This is a genomic window from Sulfitobacter sp. F26169L, assembly GCF_026410285.1.
In the GTDB taxonomy this organism is placed as follows: domain Bacteria; phylum Pseudomonadota; class Alphaproteobacteria; order Rhodobacterales; family Rhodobacteraceae; genus Sulfitobacter.
This window is the reverse complement of the sequence record NZ_JAPMLP010000008.1, coordinates 193,929-213,828: the sequence shown is the minus strand read 5'-3', so window position 1 is coordinate 213,828 and position 19,900 is coordinate 193,929. Positions and strand designations below refer to the sequence as shown.

The 19,900-nt window shown below is 55.7% G+C and carries 20 protein-coding genes; 8 read left to right on the top strand and 12 right to left on the bottom strand.

Annotated features, from left to right (window positions below):
- Complete coding sequence (locus OS189_RS16000) at nucleotides 1-399, bottom strand: NYN domain-containing protein (protein WP_267168333.1); 399 nt, start codon at nucleotides 397-399, stop codon at nucleotides 1-3.
- 96 nt (nucleotides 400-495) lie between these two features.
- Here OS189_RS16000 and OS189_RS15995 point away from each other — a divergent pair, with 96 nt between their 5' ends.
- Nucleotides 496-681 carry a PLD nuclease N-terminal domain-containing protein gene (locus tag OS189_RS15995; RefSeq protein WP_267168332.1) on the top strand — a complete coding sequence of 62 codons (186 nt, stop codon included), beginning with the start codon at nucleotides 496-498 and terminating at the stop codon, nucleotides 679-681.
- A 236-nt stretch (nucleotides 682-917) separates the two neighbouring features.
- Entirely contained in the window at nucleotides 918-1,463 is a 546-nt protein-coding gene (locus OS189_RS15990) for a hypothetical protein (RefSeq protein WP_267168331.1), read from the top strand.
- 33 nt (nucleotides 1,464-1,496) lie between these two features.
- Here the strand turns inward: OS189_RS15990 and OS189_RS15985 are convergent, their stop codons facing one another.
- The 3 genes from OS189_RS15985 to OS189_RS15975 all read right to left on the bottom strand — a co-directional run bounded on the left by OS189_RS15985 (nucleotide 1,497) and on the right by OS189_RS15975 (nucleotide 5,923).
- Nucleotides 1,497-3,776 carry a glycosyl hydrolase family 28-related protein gene (locus OS189_RS15985; RefSeq protein WP_267168330.1) on the bottom strand — a complete coding sequence of 760 codons (2,280 nt, stop codon included), beginning with the start codon at nucleotides 3,774-3,776 and terminating at the stop codon, nucleotides 1,497-1,499.
- Between the two features lie 104 nt (nucleotides 3,777-3,880).
- Nucleotides 3,881-4,282 carry a DUF4864 domain-containing protein gene (locus OS189_RS15980; protein WP_267168329.1) on the bottom strand — a complete coding sequence of 134 codons (402 nt, stop codon included), beginning with the start codon at nucleotides 4,280-4,282 and terminating at the stop codon, nucleotides 3,881-3,883.
- A gap of 60 nt (nucleotides 4,283-4,342) precedes the next feature.
- Entirely contained in the window at nucleotides 4,343-5,923 is a 1,581-nt protein-coding gene (locus OS189_RS15975; RefSeq protein ID WP_267168328.1) for a lysine--tRNA ligase, read from the bottom strand.
- 122 nt (nucleotides 5,924-6,045) lie between these two features.
- Between OS189_RS15975 and OS189_RS15970 the strand changes: the two genes are divergently transcribed.
- The gene (locus OS189_RS15970) at nucleotides 6,046-6,468 is read left to right on the top strand and encodes a tellurite resistance TerB family protein (protein WP_267168327.1); all 423 of its coding nucleotides are present in this window, start codon (nucleotides 6,046-6,048) and stop codon (nucleotides 6,466-6,468) included.
- A gap of 97 nt (nucleotides 6,469-6,565) precedes the next feature.
- Here the strand turns inward: OS189_RS15970 and dacB are convergent, their stop codons facing one another.
- Nucleotides 6,566-8,077, bottom strand: a complete 1,512-nt coding sequence (dacB, locus tag OS189_RS15965; RefSeq protein ID WP_267168326.1) for a D-alanyl-D-alanine carboxypeptidase/D-alanyl-D-alanine endopeptidase — start codon at nucleotides 8,075-8,077, stop codon at nucleotides 6,566-6,568.
- Nucleotides 8,078-8,165: 88 nt separating this feature from the next.
- Here dacB and OS189_RS15960 point away from each other — a divergent pair, with 88 nt between their 5' ends.
- Entirely contained in the window at nucleotides 8,166-8,990 is an 825-nt protein-coding gene (locus tag OS189_RS15960) for a DMT family transporter (RefSeq protein WP_267168325.1), read from the top strand.
- On the opposite strand, the gene OS189_RS15955 is transcribed toward OS189_RS15960, so the two are convergent.
- A complete protein-coding gene (locus OS189_RS15955; RefSeq protein ID WP_267168348.1) occupies nucleotides 8,973-9,587 on the bottom strand; it encodes a nicotinate-nucleotide adenylyltransferase in 615 nt (204 codons plus the stop codon). The two genes, OS189_RS15960 and OS189_RS15955, sit on opposite strands and share 18 nt — an antisense overlap.
- Before the next feature lie 276 nt (nucleotides 9,588-9,863).
- Here OS189_RS15955 and ettA point away from each other — a divergent pair, with 276 nt between their 5' ends.
- The 4 genes from ettA (at nucleotide 9,864) to OS189_RS15935 (ending at nucleotide 13,196) form a co-directional block, all read left to right on the top strand.
- On the top strand, nucleotides 9,864-11,519 hold the full coding sequence (gene ettA, locus OS189_RS15950) for an energy-dependent translational throttle protein EttA (RefSeq protein WP_267168324.1): 1,656 nt from the start codon (nucleotides 9,864-9,866) through the stop codon (nucleotides 11,517-11,519).
- A gap of 258 nt (nucleotides 11,520-11,777) precedes the next feature.
- Nucleotides 11,778-11,984: a cold-shock protein gene (locus OS189_RS15945; protein WP_007117950.1), complete on the top strand. Its 207-nt coding sequence runs from the start codon at nucleotides 11,778-11,780 to the stop codon at nucleotides 11,982-11,984.
- 158 nt (nucleotides 11,985-12,142) lie between these two features.
- Nucleotides 12,143-12,694: a L,D-transpeptidase gene (locus tag OS189_RS15940; protein WP_267168323.1), complete on the top strand. Its 552-nt coding sequence runs from the start codon at nucleotides 12,143-12,145 to the stop codon at nucleotides 12,692-12,694.
- A 28-nt stretch (nucleotides 12,695-12,722) separates the two neighbouring features.
- Nucleotides 12,723-13,196 carry a hypothetical protein gene (locus tag OS189_RS15935; RefSeq protein ID WP_267168322.1) on the top strand — a complete coding sequence of 158 codons (474 nt, stop codon included), beginning with the start codon at nucleotides 12,723-12,725 and terminating at the stop codon, nucleotides 13,194-13,196.
- A gap of 145 nt (nucleotides 13,197-13,341) precedes the next feature.
- Here the strand turns inward: OS189_RS15935 and OS189_RS15930 are convergent, their stop codons facing one another.
- From OS189_RS15930 to OS189_RS15905, 6 genes are all read right to left on the bottom strand, one after another.
- The gene (locus OS189_RS15930; protein ID WP_267168321.1) at nucleotides 13,342-14,337 is read right to left on the bottom strand and encodes an ABC transporter substrate-binding protein; all 996 of its coding nucleotides are present in this window, start codon (nucleotides 14,335-14,337) and stop codon (nucleotides 13,342-13,344) included.
- Nucleotides 14,338-14,394: 57 nt separating this feature from the next.
- Nucleotides 14,395-15,237, bottom strand: a complete 843-nt coding sequence (locus OS189_RS15925; RefSeq protein WP_267168320.1) for an ABC transporter permease — start codon at nucleotides 15,235-15,237, stop codon at nucleotides 14,395-14,397.
- Nucleotides 15,234-16,154: an ABC transporter permease gene (locus OS189_RS15920; RefSeq protein ID WP_267168319.1), complete on the bottom strand. Its 921-nt coding sequence runs from the start codon at nucleotides 16,152-16,154 to the stop codon at nucleotides 15,234-15,236. The genes OS189_RS15925 and OS189_RS15920 overlap by 4 nt, the downstream gene beginning before the upstream one ends.
- 75 nt (nucleotides 16,155-16,229) lie before the next feature.
- Entirely contained in the window at nucleotides 16,230-17,015 is a 786-nt protein-coding gene (locus OS189_RS15915) for an ABC transporter ATP-binding protein (RefSeq protein ID WP_267168318.1), read from the bottom strand.
- A gap of 27 nt (nucleotides 17,016-17,042) precedes the next feature.
- Nucleotides 17,043-18,503, bottom strand: a complete 1,461-nt coding sequence (gene hydA, locus OS189_RS15910; RefSeq protein ID WP_267168317.1) for a dihydropyrimidinase — start codon at nucleotides 18,501-18,503, stop codon at nucleotides 17,043-17,045.
- 88 nt (nucleotides 18,504-18,591) lie between these two features.
- Nucleotides 18,592-19,842, bottom strand: a complete 1,251-nt coding sequence (locus OS189_RS15905; RefSeq protein WP_267168316.1) for a Zn-dependent hydrolase — start codon at nucleotides 19,840-19,842, stop codon at nucleotides 18,592-18,594.
- Nucleotides 19,843-19,900 lie beyond the last annotated feature (58 nt).

The following is a 19,900-nucleotide window of genomic DNA, read 5'->3' as shown; positions in this document are numbered from 1 at the left end:
TCACAGCGGCGCGGGTCTGAGCTTCTTCGAAAAACAGACCCGCCCGCGCTTTGCGATTGATCCTGTCACCAGCCAGTCACCGCGCAATCGGGGATGTTCCGCACGCCATGTGCGGAAACGGTCATTGCTGACAATCTGGATGCGCCCTTGCCCGCAGTCACCAAGCAACAGCGCGTCCGCCTGTGTACCACCCGGCGCGATAATGACTGGCGCAAGCGTTTCCAGCCGGTTCAGGGTGGCCTGATCTGCGTAAAGCCGGATACTATTGTCAAAGTAGATGACAGGTGAAAAGCGACGCGCTGTTAGCGCTGCAACCACCATTTCCGGCGCGGCCACATCGGCCTGACCACCCCGCCAGTAAAGTACGTTAGAGCCGTCTACCAGTATCCTAACTGACACCTGTTACCCTCTTTCGGTAATTTTCTCGGGAACTTTCTTTTGGCGTAGCGGTTTATTCAACAATCAACAACGAAACATTTTCGGGAGAAATTCAAAATGGAATATGGGTTATTCGGTCTTCTGGTACTTATTGCCGACATCTACGCAATTTACCAAATCTTCACGTCACGCGCCTCTGGTCTTGCAAAGGTTCTCTGGACGCTTGGCGTGATAATCTTCCCTGTTGTAGGCTTCATTGTCTGGCTTATTGCCGGTCCGCGCGGCGGCTCTGTCCACGCCTGAGGCTAACCATACTACACTTAAAGGCTCGGCAGTTTGGCCGAGCCTTTTTGCATTTCGCGGTAACACTTTGTTAACCGGAATTAACCAAGATCAATCGCATGAGTCTATGCGACACGTTACGCCGCCTTCTTGCGATCCTAATTATTTTTGCTTGCACCCAAACGGCGAGTGCAGGACCTTGGCTGCGCGCAAAAGGAACATCGTTCACCTCGGCATCGTTTGCCAGCACTTATCACATGGATACTGCAAGCCAGTCGTATCTGGAACACGGGCTGACAGATAAAACAACAATAGTCGCCAACATTGGCATGGCGCGTTTACGGCACTCCCCCAGCGGCGGATATGCGACATTTTCAATGCGCCGCGCGCTATCCGCACCCGATGCTACATCGAAATGGGCATATGAAGTCGGCGTCGGCGCCGGATGGCTGGGCGATGAGGTTTTGCCCCATTTACACACAGGACTAAGTTGGGGGCGCGGTGTCACCTGGGGCAAGAAATCGGGCTGGGCCACGATAGAAGCCGCGGTGATCTGGGACCTCACCGACGCGCTGCACCTTGGCAAGGTCGACGCGACTTTCGGGATAAATTTCACCGATGTCACAGCGGGAATGCTCCAGATCTACACCGCCCACACATCAGAGCAGCACATCGCGACGTTTGCGCCCTCGGTGATCTTTTCGTCAAAGGTCAGCAAATTCAAGATACAGATCGGGACGGAAAGCCAGATCGGGAATTTGGGAAACAGTGCAATAAAACTCGGCCTCTGGCGGGAGTTTTGAAAGCTCCGGCGCTTGCACCGGAGCTTTGATAGATCAGACGACGTCGTTATCCATACGGGCAGTCACGGCAATCTTTCCCCGCACAGGCGCTGGCCAGATCACATGCACCCGATCGGCTGTGGCGCTTTGTTGTGCGCGCACAAACGGGTTGCTGTAAACCAGCGCATTGGCAGCATTGCGCACCCCGCCGCGCACCACAACCGCATCGACACTCAGCGCGCGCCCCTGAAACGGAAGGCCGGGGCCAGTCGGAACAACCCAGGTCTGGGAATTCGAATTTTGCTCGAATTCAATCAAGTGCGGATTTGCGACAGGTTTGTTAATCCCGTGGAATGAATTGCCCTCAAACCGGATGTTACGCATACGTGTGAAGTTCAAATCGGCGAAACTGGTATCAACCCGCTCAGCCCGTTCAACAAAACCGTTGATGCTGCGAAATCTGTTACCGGACACATTCAACCCATTGATAAAATGTCCGGCACCGTAGGGTTTAACCACCAGATAACTGAAACTGGTCGCCACCTCTCCCGACAAAAAGATATTGCTGGTTATGTCCAGCGCACTGAACGAAAACCCGCCGTTGAATGCCGGTGTGGGATCACGTTCGTTGGTCCATTCAAAGAACGCATTGTCCACGTAGTTCTGCGAAAAGACGCACGAGGCGTAGGCTTCGGCCAACACGACTCCCGCCGAACGGATACCGCCGGCGACCGTATCCCCCTGAAAAAAATGGTTTCCCGTAATCAGATGGTTTTGCCCCGTCATCACCGCAAAATGGCGGAACCTCTCGGCGCGACAATTGCGAAGCTTTACGTCATTGGCATTCACGTTCAGCGCAATGGTTTTGCGCTGTGACACGGGAAGATTGTTTTCAGCCGACAGGAACTGGCACCGCTCAATAAACATGCCCTGACAGCCGCCTCCCATAGAGGTAATACCACGGTCTTTCGGCGTTGTGATAAAGCAATCACGAACCGTAAAAATTGTGCCCGCATTGGCCAGCATAATACCGCTACACAGTTCCTGACACTGGAACTCGATGTTGTGCAGGATGAATTTCGCAAAAACTTCGAAGCCGCTGAAATCAAGCATGTATTTATAACGCCTGAAGGTAAAGTTTTGTGTGCCGGCGGCATCATACAACGGCCCGCTCAAGGTCAGCTCACCACGGGCAATGTTCTTTCCGCGCACGTAAATTTCCCGTCCAACGCCCGGACCGCTGACATGGCTGCCGATTGGGATGTTTGCCACGTTTGCCACATTGCTCAGCGTGCGGGTGTTCGCGGTGTTATAGGTTGCCTGAGCGGTGATAGTTGTCGTGTCCCAATCGCCACCCGTCATCGCAATCAACTGGCCGTTATGGATAGCGCGCCGCGTCTCGTAGCGGGTGCGGTTGGGCACGGCGGCCTGCATATCAACAGGCTTGGTCAGCGCCACCTTACGGCCACCAAGATCAAGCGATTCATGGTCGGAATTGTTCAGCAGCGCCTGAAACGCCTTACGGAACGCCAGTTCCTCATCGTCGAACGCCTGAATATAGTTGGGCAAGTCAAAGTTCTGGCGCAACAGCAAGACGGCATTCACCGGCATGCTTACCGTACCCTCGAACTTTGTCGGTGCGTCAAAAGTTACATTGCCTTCCAGCCGGAATGTTCCCGCAGGGATCAAAACAGTCCGGTCATTTGCCGCACTATTTGCAGCTACAAATGCTGCGGTATCGTCTGTGGTGCCATCTCCGACTGCGCCGTAGTCGCGCACATCGATGGTTGCAACAACATCCGCCAGAAAGCGGCTTGAGACATCGGTGATTTCGATATCATCCACACGAACCACGCCACCATTTTGCCCCAGCAGATCAATGCCGAAATGGCCATAATCTGCGGACGCGCCCCACACCATATCCACGCCGGTACGGTTGCCGATGCCGACAACGGCACTGATCTCGATCACCTCGCCGTAGCTCGTGAGCGGGGTGATGGCCCCTTGCGTCACCACATTTGCAATCGGACTATCATCGAATTTTGCCGCATAGGCCGCAATACGCACGGAAGGCAGATTACCACTTACCGCTTTCAGCCGCACCTTGATCTGTAAATAACACCCTGGCTTGATCGGGGTCTTGCCCTTGTAGCGCAAGGTCTGTGTCGCCTGAGTTTTGACAATTTCCAGCGCACCGCCAAAATCCTGATCCGCAGGAACAAACGCCCCATTTCCAGACGTCGCGTAGCTGGGTGACCCAGATGTACCGTTTCCGTTTGAATATGCGCCCAGTCCCTCGGAATAGGGGGCGGGTGTAAGTGTAGCCGTGCTCATGGATATCCCTTTCGCGCTTCTCCGGCGCAACTGCCGGACAGGTACAGGGAAATATCAACAGCATGTTAAAGGCCGGCTACACGACCGTAACGGTGGCGTTGCGCTCAGACGGCCGCGCCCGGCGCATCCAGTATCTGCACAGCACCTATGCGCCACCCCTTCGGGGTTTGCTGCATCCGGTATTCAAGGTAATGAACGCGGCCCTTATCATCCACAATCTGCACCTTCTGCCAAAAGGTGCCGTTTTCTTCACGCAGTTCGAGGTAATCAACTTTCGCGGGGCGCCAGACCATCGGATAGCCCTGTGTTACCATGCTGCCGAAGTTTTGCGGCGTCTGGAAAAACCGCTGCAAATCGGGGCTGGCGAAACTGAATGCAGTTGCAAAATCGTCCAGTTTGAAGGCGTCAAACTGTCGGGTGATTGTGTCGCGTATTTCCGCGTCCTGCGCCTGCGCGCCTGTCACGCTGGCAATCATAAGTCCCGCCGCCATCAATCCGTTTCGCATCTCTTGCCCCTTTCACCCGCGTTACGTTACCTAACGCACGCGGGCCACAGGACAATAGTTTCACGCCTCGACAAGTTTTCCGGTCAAAGCATCGTCAATCAGGGAAATGGTTTCATCAACGCCGTAAAGCGCGATAAAACCGCCAAACCGTGGCCCCTGAGATGCTCCCAACAAAACCTCGTACAGCGCTGTGAACCAATCGCGCAGCGGATCAAAACGGTCGCGACCGCATGCAAATACTTCTGATTGCAGCGCTTCGGCGTCCAGCCCACCCTCCCATGCAGCCAGACGGGCGCGCAAATCTTCCAGAGCCTCACGTTCTTTGTCCGTGGGCGCGCGGAATACTTTTTCAGGCTTAACGAAATCATTAAAATAGCGCACCGCATGTTCGGCCGCGGCATCCATTCCCGGATGGGTTTGCGGAGTCGCTTCTGGTGCGTACCGCTGGATAAATCCCCAAAGCTGCGCTTTGTCCTCTGCCGAGGAAACAGACGCGAGGTTGAGCAGCATTGAAAACGGCACAACCATATCCGACTTGGGCACATCGCCACTGTGAATGTGCCAGACCGGATTGTTCAGCCGGGCTTTGATGTCCTGGGTTTCATAGGCGCGCAATTGTTGGTGATATTCATCGACTGCCTTGGGGATCACATCGAAATACATCCGCTTGGCGGTCTTGGGCTTGAGATACATGAAATAGGACAGCGACTCCGACGAGGCATATGTCAGCCATTCGTCAATCGTCAGACCATTGCCCGAGGATTTCGAAATTTTGTGCCCATCCTGATCCAGAAACAGCTCGTAAGTGAAATGCTCGGGCGCGCGGGCGCCAAGTATCCTACAGATTGAATCGTAGATCGGTGTGTTGGTGGAATGGTCTTTGCCATACATTTCAAAATCCACGCCCAGCGCCGCCCAGCGCGCACCGAAATCCGGCTTCCACTGGAGTTTTACGTTGCCGCCTGTGACCGGCAGTGTCATTTCCTCACCCTCGGGCGTGTCAAAGGTAATTGTGCCCGCTTTGGCATCTACCTCTTTCATCGGCACATACATCACACGGCCCGTTTCGGGGTGGATCGGCAAGAAGATAGAATAAGTCTGGCGGCGTTCTTCGCGCAATGATTTCAGCATCACCGCCATGATTTCATCGTATTTTTCCGCGGCCCGCATCAGAATTTCATCAAATTGGCCCGATGCGTAGAATTCGGTCGCCGAGTAAAACTCGTATTCAAATCCGAACGTATCCAGAAAACGCCGCAACATGGCATTGTTGTGATGACCAAAGCTTTCGTGAGTACCGAACGGATCAGGCACCGATGTCAGCGGCTTTTGCAAATGCTCCGCAAGCGCGTCGGGGTCGGGCACGTTTGACGGCACTTTGCGCATTCCGTCCAGATCATCGGAAAAACAAATCAGCCGCGTTGGGATGTCGCTGATCACTTCGAATGCGCGGCGGATCATCGTTGTGCGCGCTACTTCGCCGAAGGTGCCGATATGGGGCAATCCGGACGGACCATAGCCTGTTTCAAACAGAACATAACCCTTTTCCGGCATCTTCCCGGAATACCGTTTGAGTACACGGCGCGCTTCTTCAAAAGGCCACGCTTTGCTCTGCAGTGCTGCTTCCCGCGTCTCAGACATATCAAACTTCCCGAAATTAATCGCCAGCGCACTATCGCGCAACTGTGGCTTCATCTATTGTGCAACGCCAGTGTCGTCAATAATCTCGTCCTCAGGCCCAGCCATGCACAGAAAGTGATCAGATGCCCGAAAACCCTTCCCTCACCTTGAGCGCGCAAGATTGTCTAGTTGCCGTTATGGTTGCAATCTCTGCCTCTGACGAGAACATCGGCACTACAGAGTTGATCAAGATCCAGACCGCAGTGAATTTGCTGCCAATTTTTGCGGATTTCGATGTGGACCGGATAAAAACCGTCAGCCAAATGGTGTTCGACCTATTCGAGCAGGAGGACGGGCTGGATGCGCTGTTCGGACTGATCAAGGAAGCACTGCCGCACCGGTTAAACGAAACAGCCTATGCGCTTGCCTGTGATGTGGCGGCGGCGGATGGAACACTGGAAGAAGCCGAACTTCGTCTACTCGAAGAAATCCGTTATGAGCTGGACATTGACCGCCTGCACGCGGCTGCGATTGAGCGCGGTGCACGTGCACGCCATCTGACCTAAGCGCGGATAGAGGGGCACAAGGGGGGCCAGCCCCCGCCTTCGCAAAGCGAAGCCTCCCCCGGGATATTTTTGACCAAAAGAAATAGGTGGTCTGGTATCAGGCGCCGTAGAGGACGCCCCAACGTTCTATAAGTTGTTGCTGCATTCGTTTGGCGCGACGATTCCAGCTTGCGCCACCTGCAGGGCGTTCGCGTTCAGCGCGCGTCAGTGTTGTGCGTATGTCTTCATCAGCGGCGAAAATCGCGAAGGCCATTTCTGTGCCGTCCGGTCCACTCAGATATCCTGCGAGAGAGGAAACGAAGTTAAGCGTACCTGTTTTGGCATCCACCTTAATGGGGTGGTCTTTGATCACTTTGCGCTTGTCGTCGCGCATGGCAATCGGTTTCAGAATATCGCGCAGGCCGGTGCTATGCATTTTGACCAGCGCTGTGACCATGTCTTCGGCGGTCATTAAGCTGGCATCCCCCAAGCCGGAGTGGTCCACCAAGGCCACGCTTTTCATTCCGAGGTTTTCGCGTGCCCAGATGTTCATCTGGTCTGCGGATGCTTTCAGGTTTTCAGGTTTTCCGGTGCTTGCCGCGGTAGCTGCGAGGCCCAGCATTTCAGCCGTCAGGTTATTGGACCATTTCAGCATGTCACGTGCAAGGCTGCGCAGATTGGCGCTTTTGTGACTTACCAGTGTTTCACCTGCGGGAAGGGTGTCGATCAATTCGGGCGCAGACAGCCTGATACCATGGGCGCCTGCAAGGCTCTGGAAAACCTCACCCGCGTAAAGGCCGGGTTTGCGAACGGGCAACCAGCGTGATCCATTGCCCCCCAACGCACCGCGCGCCACGGTCCATGCATCGATGCCACTGACATCTTCGTAAGTGTAAACCGGTGTGGCGCGGTCGCGAATTTGCATCACTGCCATGCGCACGGCGGGGCGATACCGGTCTGTGCGCCCTTCCATGGTAACGGCGTACTTACCGTTTGCGCGCTTCCATTCGAAGTGAACGCGGTTGTAGTTCAGCGCCAATCCGGAAACGCCGGGGTTATAGCCGACCTGGTCAGGTTGGGCAGCATCAATGCGCGGCATGACGGGAAGGCCCGCTTCGTACACTTTCAGCGCGCCTTTGACGCCGATGATGCCCGAAGATTTTAGATTGGCCGCCATCGTCGCCAATGCATCGGTATCCAGTGTCGGATCACTGCCGCCGACAAGTATCAGATCGCCCTCAATCTCTCCGTTTATGATGCCGCCTGTGGCCATCAGGCGCGTTTCGAAACGGTGATCTTCACCCAAAGCATCCAGTGCGTATAATGCCGTGACCGTTTTTGTCACACTTGCCGGAGGACGCCCTGTTGTCGCCTCGCGGCTTTCCAACCCAAGACCGGTTTCGGCGTCAGACACTGCGAACGAGACTTTGCCTGCCAGTTTTGCCTGAGCAAGAATGTCGTCAACACCGCGTACCGCACGCTTGAAAAAATCCTCGCCGCGCAGGACGGGACGCAGCGATGTTGCCGGCGGGCTGGCATATGCCCCCCGCGATAGGCCGGCTCCTGCTCCGATAAAGCCGGCCGAAGCAGCCGAGCCCAGAAAGTTCCGTCGTGAAAATACGCGTTTCATAAACCATGGATTACCCCGAATCCGTAAGCAGCTACAAGGACCGATAATTCACATTCCCCCCCGCGTAAGCCCGTGATAGCGCACCGCCATGCAACGCGCTGTATTAATCATGTTTCTGGCAATGTCGCTGATCCCCGCGGGGGACAGCGCAGGCAAGTTGTTGACAGGCACCTTCGACATTGCCCCCATCTTTGTTGCCTGGTCACGATTTGCGGTTGGTGCCGTTATGGTACTGCCGTTTGTTTCACGTAATGCTTGGGCGCTACTCCTCGATTGGCGTATATGGGCACGGGCTGCCACATTGGCGCTGGGGATAACCTCTATCCAAATGGCGCTTCAGGTCGAGCAGATTGCAACGGTTTTTGCCGCGTTCTTTGTGGGGCCGCTGATCAGCTATGTCCTTGCGGTGATCTTTCTGCGCGAACCTGTGACGCGGATGCGTTCGGCTCTGGTTTTGCTGGGGTTTATCGGTGTTCTGATTGTTGTTCGTCCTGGCTTGGGGGCCAGTGTCGGGGTCTTGTGGGCGCTGGCCGCTGGTGCGTGCTATGGCGTCTTTCTGACAATGTCGCGCTGGCTTGGTCATCTGGGCAGCCCGATCGCGCTGACGTTCACCCAGCTATTTATCGCGGCATTGCTGTTGTTGCCGCTTGGCATTGTCAACCTTCCCGCATTCTCCGGTGCCGTTACGGCACTCACCGCCACTTCTGCTCTCTGCTCCATGCTCGGGAATTTACTGTTGCTCTATGCTTATAAATTTGCGCCTGCCACGCGTGTTGCGCCGCTTGTTTATTTTCAGCTTGTCGCTGCTGTAGGGTTGGGCTGGATCATCTTTGCGGATTTGCCCGATGCATGGACCTGGACCGGCCTTGTCGTGGTCCTTGTTGCCGGTCTAGCATCAGCGCGCCTGCGCTGACCACCCACCAGACGCGCGGATTGCTGAAGATGATACATTTATCATCGGCACATTCACAAAGCACCATGCGGGCGCGCGCGCATGGGACAGCAGTTGGCTATTGCGCCCGGCTATCCGGTAGTCCGCATAAAACTTGGCAGTCCGGCTCATCCGGGCCGAAATGCGCTGTCCGGGACGTGCCAGAATACCCAACGGCACGCTTTCGGCGATACCTTGCCAATCCTGCCACAGATGGAACTGAGCCAGATTATCAGCGCCCATCAGCCATACAAACCGCTGTGCCGGATAGTGCTGTTGCAGGGCGCGCAAGGTCTGGGCGGTGTAGCGTGTGCCGATACGTGCCTCGATGTCGGTAATCTGCACGCGCGGATGATCCATCAAACTGCGCGCCCGCTCGACGCGCTGCGCCAACGGGGCGGGTCCGCGGGATTTTAGCGGGTTTCCGGGGCTGACCAGCCACCATACCTGATCCAGACCAAACCGCTTGAGCGCCTCAAGGGTGATATGCACATGGCCTGCGTGCGCAGGATCAAATGATCCGCCCAGCAATCCAATCACCTGACCGGATGACGCATAGGGGATTTCGTGGCGAAATATCAAAATGATCTCCGGACAATGTGCAGGATTGGAAGTGACGGGATGACAACCTGTTTGTCAATCGCGTGCAATCCATCATGCTGGAAAACCAAGCTGTAGTTTTTGGCACTTCCCGCCCCACCTATCACAATCAATTTGGGCAAAACCATCTGGCGAGGCGGCTCAATCCAGCGGGCATTCCCACACCAACTCACGCCGTGCCACTGTGTGCCGTTGATCTTGCGCGCCCCGACCGATATTGCAGGGCAAATCCTGACACACACGAGGAGTCGCGCCATGGCCGCTTATCAATACGTCTATCACATGCAAGGGGTCTCAAAGACCTATCCCGGCGGCAAAAAGTGCTTTGAAAACATCCACCTGAACTTCCTTCCGGGGGTGAAAATCGGTGTTGTTGGCGTTAACGGCGCGGGTAAATCCACCCTGATGAAGATCATGGCAGGGCTGGATAAAGATTTCACCGGCGAAGCTTGGGTCGCCGAAGGGGCCAAAGTCGGCTATCTTCCGCAGGAACCAAAGCTCGACGAGAGCCTGACCGTGCGGGAAAACGTCATGCTGGGCGTTGCCAAGAAAAAGGCGGTCCTTGATCGCTACAACGAACTGGCGATGAACTATTCTGACGAAACCGCCGATGAAATGGCTGCCCTGCAAGACCAGATTGATGCCGAGAACCTTTGGGACCTCGACAGCCAGATCGACGTGAGCATGGAAGCCCTGCGCTGCCCGCCCGACGATGCCGATATTTCCAAACTATCGGGCGGCGAATTGCGCCGCGTCGCACTGTGCAAACTGCTGCTTGAAGCGCCGGAAATGCTGTTGCTTGACGAACCGACCAACCACCTCGACGCCGAAACAATCGCCTGGCTGCAGCAGCACCTGATCGCTTACAAAGGCACGATCCTGATCGTCACCCACGACCGTTACTTCCTTGACGATATCACCAGCTGGATTTTGGAACTCGACCGTGGCCGTGGCATTCCCTATGAGGGGAACTATTCCGACTGGCTGGAACAAAAAGCAAAACGTCTTAGTCAGGAAGCGCGCGAAGACAAATCGCGCCAGAAAACGCTTGAGCGCGAGCTTGAATGGATGCGTCAGGGGGCCAAAGCGCGCCAGTCGAAATCCAAAGCCCGTATCAAGTCCTACAACGAAATGGCCGAACAGTCAGAGCGTGAAAAACTGGCCAACGCCCAGATCGTTATTCCCAGCGGCCAGCGTCTTGGCTCCAAGGTTATGGATGTCGAAGGTCTGACAAAAGCGATGGGCGACAAGCTTCTGGTTGAAAACCTCAGCTTCTCTTTGCCGCCCGGTGGCATTGTCGGCGTGATCGGCCCCAACGGTGCGGGTAAATCAACGCTGTTCAAAATGCTGACAGGTCAGGAACAGCCCGATTCCGGCACGATCGAAATCGGTGACACCGTGCAGCTGTCCTACGTTGACCAGTCGCGTGACGATCTGAACCCGGATGATAACGTCTGGCAGGCGATCTCGGGCGGTGCGGAACTGATCCAGCTTGGCGATGCTGAGGTGAACTCACGCGCCTATTGCTCGTCTTTCAACTTCAAAGGCGGTGACCAGCAGAAAAAGGTGGGGCTGCTGTCTGGTGGTGAACGCAACCGCGTGCACATGGCGCGCCTGCTGAAATCGGGCGGCAACGTACTGCTTCTGGACGAACCGACAAACGATCTTGATGTCGAAACCCTGCGCGCGCTGGAAGACGCGCTTGTCGATTTCGCTGGCTGCGCTGTTGTCATCTCGCACGACCGCTTCTTCCTTGACCGTATTTGTACACATATCCTCGCCTTCGAGGGCAATGCCCATGTCGAATGGTTCGAGGGCGGTTTCACCGACTATGAAGAAGATAAAAAGCGCCGCTTGGGTGCCGATGCGCTTGAGCCAAAGCGCCTGAAGCACAAAAAGTTCGTGCGCTAGGCGTATTCTGCCATCTGTTCTATCTCGCGTTTCGCGTTCGGGCGGCCTTCGGGTCGCCCCTTTTTTTGGCCGCAGGCCAAAAGCTGCCAATGCCCTGTACAGGCCTTGATCGAATCCTTTGTCCGCCCTATGTTCTGTCTGGCTAACGTTTATCTATTTCGACCCACTGTCTCCCTAACACGGCGCAGATCGAACTCAGAACGACCACGCCAAGCCATCGCACAACGCGGATGGCGCACTATACTAGGAGACTACGGAATGGCTACTGGCACCGTAAAATGGTTTAACACAACAAAAGGCTTCGGCTTTATCGCACCCGATGGCGGCAGCAAAGACGTGTTTGTACACATTTCTGCTGTTGAGCGCGCAGGCCTTACAGGTCTGGCAGACAACCAGAAAGTGACTTTTGACATCGAAGCAGGCCGTGATGGCCGCGAGTCCGCGACAAACATCGCGCTCGCATAAGCTGGATTGCCGGACGGGAAAACCTTCCTGATCCGGACGCACACAAAGATTTGACCGGCCATTCTGCAACGGATGGCCGGTTTTTTCTGTTTATAGCTTGATAATGTCGCAACTATTGAGACATTAGAAACAATCCAATGCTGCAAAAGGACCCATCCATGCTCCGTCGTACATTTATCGCAAGCACACTTGCCGCCACCGCACTGCCGCAGATCGCAATGGCGAAGACTGTTGTTTTTGATCCAACGCCACAAATGGTACGAATTAAAAAGAGCTACAAGGTGGGCGAACTGTTGATCCTGCCGCGCAGCTATTACCTGTATTATGTCACCGCCCCCGGCGAAGCGATGCGCTATGGCGTAGGTGTCGGCAAAGCCGGTCTTGAATTTACCGGCACGGCCACGATCTCCGTCAAGAAAGAGTGGCCCACATGGCGCCCCACAAACGAGATGATCGAACGTGATCCGAAAGCCTACGCCCGTTTTGTCGGCAACACAGATGCCCAGCCCGGCGGCCCGGGCAACCCGCTGGGTGCGCGTGCGCTGTATCTGTTTCAAGGCGGTAAAGACACATATTACCGTATTCACGGTACAACTGCCCCAAAATCCATCGGCCGTTCAGTATCAAGCGGCTGTATCCGCATGTTGAACGAACACGTCAAAGACCTGTACAAGCGCGTGCCAATCGGCACCAAAGTAACCGTCCTGTAAGGCGATAAACCCCATTGATGAAAGGCCGGTGACTTCACCGGCCTTTTTCATTTGTAACGATCATTTCGTTCGGCAGTCATCGACCATATTCCATGATGATTTAGATTTGGCGCCATTTAACGCAATCGAACGCTCGACACCAAATGATGCGGAGTGCGACAGAATGCGCAAACACATGTGGATGATCTCGCTCGTCTGTTTCGGTGCGCTCGTCGTGATCTCTCTTCTTGAAGAGACGCGCCTGATCGGCCCGTTCAATGGCGACAGGGATCTGGCCGCCCGCGCCACCCTCGCCCTCGTTACGCTGCTGGGGGGCACGGCATTTGCATTTATTCAGCCCGCGATGTGGCGCACTTATGCACGGTTGCTACAGCGTCTTATCGTGCAAGGCGGCGCTGGATCGAAGCTGGCTGCCTACATCACCGACACAAAGTTCAATATACACATTTACAGGGCCGCTATCTGCCTTTGCATTTCTTTTTCGCCGCAAGTTGCGGCCTAGCGTTGCTGTTCTGGATCAATTGAGTGAATCCATAGCGGCAATCCTTTTCAGAAAAACCCAGATAATTCTGCCCTTTGTGCTTTTCCTTGAAAACATGAAGGGGCCGGTGAAATGTACCGGCCCCTTTCCTCAAATCGCAACGGACTTAGTTGAGCGCTTTGTCCGTGATCATATTTGTCCATGCACCCTCAGGCTGCTTGGAAATCACCGGATCAGATCCACCCGCAAGCAGTGTATCAACCGTTCGCTGGTAATCCGCCTCGGCCAATGCGCCGTTTGAACCTGCGGTCAGCTTGGCGACTTCCTGCATCATCCGTACCTGTGCTTCTTCTGATTGCGCACCGGTTTCGTCATTCTCGATAATGATCGCGCCCGCTTCTTCTGCGTTCTCTTCCGCGTACTTCCAACCCTTCATAGAGGCGCGGACAAAGCGTACCATTTTGTCGACAAACACAGGATCATCCAGATTGTCCTCAAGCACCCAAATGCCATCCTCCAATGTGGCCACGCCCTGATCCTCATATTTGAAAGTAATCAGCTCGTCAGGATTCACTCCGGCATCCAACACTTGACCGTATTCATTATAGGTCATCGTCGAAATACAATCGGCCTCACGCTGCAACAGCGGGTCCACGTTGAACCCCTGCTTGAGGACCGTGACACCCTCGTCACCGCCATCCGTACTGATGCCTTCCTTGCTCATCCAGCTCAGGAACGGATACTCGTTACCAAAAAACCAGACGCCGATGGTTTTTCCTTTGAAATCCTGCACCGACGAGATGCCGGTATCTTTCCAGCACGTCAGCATCAGGCCGGATGTCTTAAAGGGCTGTGCGATGTTCACCACCGGCAGACCTTTCTCGCGCGCGGCCAGCGCCGATGGCATCCAGTTCAGCATCGCATCAGCGCCGCCCCCCGCCAATACCTGTGGCGGTGCGATGTCCGGCCCTCCCGGAAGGATCGTTACCTCCAGCCCTTCTTCCTCATAGTATCCTTTGTCCTGCGCCACATAATATCCCGCAAATTGTGATTGCGTGACCCACTGCAACTGCAATTTCACTGTGTTTGCATGTCCGTCCGCAAATGCGGGTGCGGCTGTTAGTCCAGCGGCACATGCCGCAGCCATTACAAATTTTTTCATCTTTCGACCTCCAAGTCGGTTGGTTTTATATCGCGCCCCGTTCAGGCAGGGTCATCGTTATCGTTGCGACGGGTGCCAGAAGGTTACCCGTTTTTCCATCCATGTCATTGCGCCATAGAACGCACTGCCCGCCAATGCCGCCACCACGATCTCGGCCCACACCATATCCAGCGCAAGCTGGCCGAAACTGGTAGAAATGCGAAACCCCATTCCAACCGTGGGAGAGCCGAAGAATTCAGCAACAATCGCGCCGATCAAGGCCAGCGTCGTACCAATCTTCAGACCGTTGAAAATGAACGGCGCAGCACTGGGCAGGCGCAGTTTGAACAGCGTCTGCCAATACCCTGCCGCATAGGTGCGCATCAGATCACGCTGCATACCGCTGGTGTCTTTCAGTCCGGCAACAGTGTTCACAAGGATGGGAAAGAACACCATCACCGCAACAACCGCAGCTTTGGACTCCCAATCGCTGCCCAGCCACTTCACAAATATCGGCGCGGTGCCGACGATGGGCAGTGCAGCCATAAAGCTGCCAACCGGCAGAATGCCCCGCGTCAGAAAATCCGAACGGTCTGCAATGATTGCTACCACAAAAGCCGCAACAGTGCCGATGACATAGCCGCTTACGGCACCTTTCAGAATCGTCTGCCGGAAATCTGCCCAAAGGATAGGCCCTTCATCCACCAACCGCAGCAGCACCGAGGATGGTGCGGGCAAAATAACGGGATTTACCTCAAACCCCCGTACCAGCAGTTCCCAGACAATCACAATAGTCAGGCCAAATATTGCAGGTATCATGAATTTTACCGCCATCCGGTCCGATGTCGCACCGTTAGCAAGACGCACGTTCAGCCACCAGCCTGCGACCCATATCAATACTGCTGCGATTATATACATCATGCGGCTGCCATCCCCATGCGACGCAGGGTGATACGCTCGATCGCACTAAACAGCCCCACCAATGCAGCAGCCGTCAAGGCCGCCGCAAACAGCGCTGCCCAAGACACAAGCGGTTGACCGTATTGATCCCCCACCAGCATCCGCGCGCCAAACCCCGCACGCGCGCCGGTGGGCAGTTCCGCAACAATGGTGCCGACCAGCGATGCCGAAACACCGATTTTCAGCGATGCAAACAGATAGGGCGCGGATGCAGGCAGCCGCAATGTCCAAAACCCCTGACTGCCGGTTGCATTATAGGTGCGCAACAAATCCAGCTGCATCGCAGAGGGGCTGCGCAGGCCTTTGACCATGCCCACGACCACAGGAAAGAAAGACAGATAAGCCGCAATCAGGGATTTGGGGAACAGCCCCTGTATGCCCATCGATCCCATCACCACAATTACCATCGGTGCCAACGCCAGAATAGGGATTGTCTGGCTCACAATCGCCCACGGCATGACCGAACGGTCCATAACACGGCTGTACACAATCCCCACAGCCAACAGAATCCCCAATCCCGTGCCAATCGCAAATCCCAACAAGGTCGGCGCCAGCGTGACCCATCCGTGATAGACCAGTGACCGTTTCGAGGTGATCTTTTTGGCAAATATCGTTTCATACATCTCGCCCGCCACCTGTTGCGGGCTGGGCAGCCTTGGCCGTTTGAAACTGTACGTAAGCGGGATCAACGCGGGGTTGCGCACCGCAAGGGCCGCGCCGCTCAGGCCCTGACGCGCGGCGGGTGTTTCGGGTTGAACAACCGCGCCGTCACGCTGTGCCTGATCCGCGACCAGATGCATGTTCATCGGAATAACCGCCAGCAACCAGATGCCAAGGATCGCCGCTATCACAGTGAGCACTGGCAAAACCGACTTCACAACAGATACTCCGCTCTGCGGGATGGCGGGCGGGGCGTCGTCACCGACGCGCGCCGCGCGGTATCACTGCAATGCTCAATCATCTGCATGCCCCGCACGCAGCCCTTCACGCACTCTATGGGCGATCTCCAGAAATTCCGCACTTTCCCTTATTTCCAAAGGCCGCTCTTTCGGCAACGGGCTTTCAATTACATCTGTAATACGTCCCGGACGGGGGGACATCACCACAATCTTGGTACTCAGGTACACTGCTTCGGGGATCGAGTGTGTAACAAAAGCAATGGTTTTCCCCGTCCTGTCCCACAGCTTTAGCAACTGCTCGTTCAGGTGATCGCGCACAATTTCATCCAGCGCGCCAAACGGTTCATCCATCAACAACAGATCGGCGTTAAACGAAAGCGCCCTCGCAATGCTCGCCCGTTGCTGCATCCCCCCCGACAACTGCCACGGGAATTTCTTCTCGAACCCAGCCAGTTCAACCAGTTCCAGCACCCGTGCAACCCGCTCCGCATGCTCGGCCTTCGGCACACCCATAATTTCCAGCGGCAGCCGGATATTACCGCCAATCGTACGCCAGGGATACAGCCCCGCCGCCTGAAAAACATACCCATAGGCCCGCGCCTCCCGCGCCTCTCGTGGCGAGACTCCATTTACGGTAATCTCCCCCCCCGTAGGCTGCTCCAAATCGGCCATCACCCGCAAAAAAGTTGTCTTTCCACAGCCAGACGGCCCGATAAAGCTGACGAATTCGCCCTGTCTGATATCCAGATCAACACCTTTCAACGCGTGGACAGGCCCATCGTTGGTCTGAAACGTCAGGTCTAGGTTTCTAGCGCTGATAACGCTTTGCGGCTCACTCACAAATCAGTTCCTGTCTGCACAAACGTCTCAAATCCCGGCCGGAATATTCAACGGATCGCGTTTTATCATCTTCGGCGCATTCAGCTCTTTCCATTTGCTCAACGCCACGTTCGCACTCGGGAAAGCAGGCCGCGGGATAAACCTGCCGCGGCCCGGATTAGGCTGCGAGTTCTGCCCCCAAGCCCAAATCACTTCTCCTCGGCTAAGGGTAAACCGGCTTTGCGCCCGTACTTCGAACCCTTCAAACACGTTATAATCCAACACCGAATGGTGATTTGCGGGGGAAATTGTCTTGGTAATTTTCGGATCCCACACCACTATATCCGCATCCGCCCCTTCCACTATCGCACCTTTGCGCGGGTAGATGTTCAGTATCTTCGCCACATTTGTGCTGGTTGTGGCAACAAACTCGTTCATCGTTAGACGCCCTGTCTCAACACCTTCTGTCCACAGCACGGCAAGACGCTCTTCCAATCCGTTCGACCCGTTCGGAATGATCCGGAAATCATCGCGACCGGCCCGTTTCTGCTCGGTGCTGAAAGCCGCGTGATCCGTCGCAACCACCTGCAACGATCCCGCCTGCAATCCCGCCCACAGGCTGTCCTGATGATCTTTGCTGCGAAATGGCGGTGACATGACCCGACGCGCGGCATAATCCCAATCCGTGTCAAAATACACACTCTCATCCAACGTCAAAAACTGGACCAAAGGCTCCCCGTATACCCGCATACCCTTCTGGCGCGCACGGCGGATCGCCTCGTGTGTCTGCTCGCACGAAACATGCACAATATACAGCGGCACTCCCGCCGTATCTGCAATCGTGATCGCACGGTTGGCCGCTTCCCCCTCCAACTCCGGAGGGCGGGAATAGGCATGCCCCTCAGGCCCCGTGATCCCTTCATCAAAATACTTCTGCTGCAGTTCCGCAACCAGATCGCCGTTCTCCGCATGCACCATCGGCAGCGCGCCCAGCTCCGCACAGCGCTTGAAAGAGGCAAACATCTCGTCGTCCTCAATCATCAACGCGCCTTTATACGCCATGAAATGCTTGAACGAGTTCACCCCCATATCCACAGCGTCTTTCATCTCGTTAAAGACGTTCTCGTCCCAGCCCGTGATCGCCATGTGATAGCCCACATCGCCACAAATCTGCGGCGCGGACTTGCGGTGCCACTCGTTGATTGCATTCTTGATCGAGCCGTCCTCACCCGGCAGGCAGAAATCCACAATCATCGTGGTCCCGCCAACGGCAGCAGCCCAAGTCCCGCTCTCAAATGTCTCGGCCGCCGTGGTGCCCATAAACGGCATTTCCAGATGCGTATGCGGATCAATCCCGCCGGGGATCACATAAGCTCCCTCGGCATCAATGTATTCGTCACCAACCAGGTCCTCGCCGATGCGCGCAATTTTCTCGCCTTCGATCAGCACATCCGCTTTCCAGGTCCGGTCCGCCGTAACAACCGTGCCGCCTTTGATTACCTTGGTCACATCAATTCTCCCCAACTATTTCTTTTGGCCCTAAGCATCCCGGGGTTCGGGGCTGGCCCCGATCCGACCCGAGATATCCACGCCCCGCTCAGCGAATAATCTCCGCCGTCTCCACAACCGCATGCAACAGCACATCCGCTCCCGCCATCGCCCATTCCTTGGTGATCTCCTCCGCTTCATTGTGCGACAGCCCGTCCACACAAGGGCACATCACCATCGCCGTCGGCGCCACGCGGTTGATCCAGCAGGCATCATGCCCGGCGCCTGAAATCAGATTCATATGGCTGTAACCCAGCCGCTCCGCCGCATTTCGCACAGCAGTCACGCACCCCTCGTCAAAGGCCACAGGATCAAACCCGCCAACCTTCTCGAATTCAATTCCCAATCCCATATCATCGGCAATCTTTTGCGCCTCGACACGCAGCCGCGCTTCCATATCCTCAATCACGCTCAGTTCGGGCGAACGGAAATCCACCGTAAACACCACCTTACCGGGGATCACATTACGCGAGTTGGGAAAGACATCGATATGCCCTGCCGCGCCAACCGCATGGGGGGCGTGGCTCAGTGCTATCTCTTCTACCTTTTCCAGAATCCTCGCCATGCCAAGGCCGGCGTTCCGGCGCATCGGCATCGGTGTTGATCCGGTGTGGCTGTCCTTGCCGGTGACAGTCACCTGCGTCCACGACAGGCCCTGACCGTGCGTGACGATTCCGATATCCTTGCCCTCGGCCTCCAGAATCGGGCCTTGTTCGATGTGTAACTCAAAAAATGCATGCATTTTGCGCGCGCCTGTCTCTTCTTCACCGCGCCACCCGATCCGCTTTAATTCGTCACCAAAAGTTTTCCCCTCCGCATCGGTCTTTTCATACGCCCAGTCCTGCGTATGAACGCCCGCAAAGACGCCCGATGACAGCATCGCGGGCGCAAAACGCGTGCCTTCTTCGTTGGTGAAATTTGTTACTACAATCGGATGCTTTGTTTTGATGTTCAGGTCATTGAGCGTACGCAAAATCTCCAGCCCACCCAGCACACCCAATACACCGTCATACTTGCCGCCCGTTGGCTGCGTGTCCAGATGCGAGCCGACGTACACAGGCAGCGCATCGGCATCCGTGCCCTCGCGGCGCGCGAACATATTGCCCATTTGGTCCAGCCCCATGGTGCAGCCTGCGTCCTCACACCATCTCTGGAACAGTGCACGGCCCTCCGCGTCTTCGTCTGTCAATGTCTGACGGTTGTTGCCTCCCGCCACCCCCGGCCCGATTTTCGCCATCTCCATCAAACTGTTCCACAAACGGTCAGGGTTGATTTTGAGGTTCTGTCCGGACGCTGGCATAGGCTGGCTCCTGTTTGTCGGGTTGAGCCGCGCAGGCGGCCAAAAATTTTACCAATTG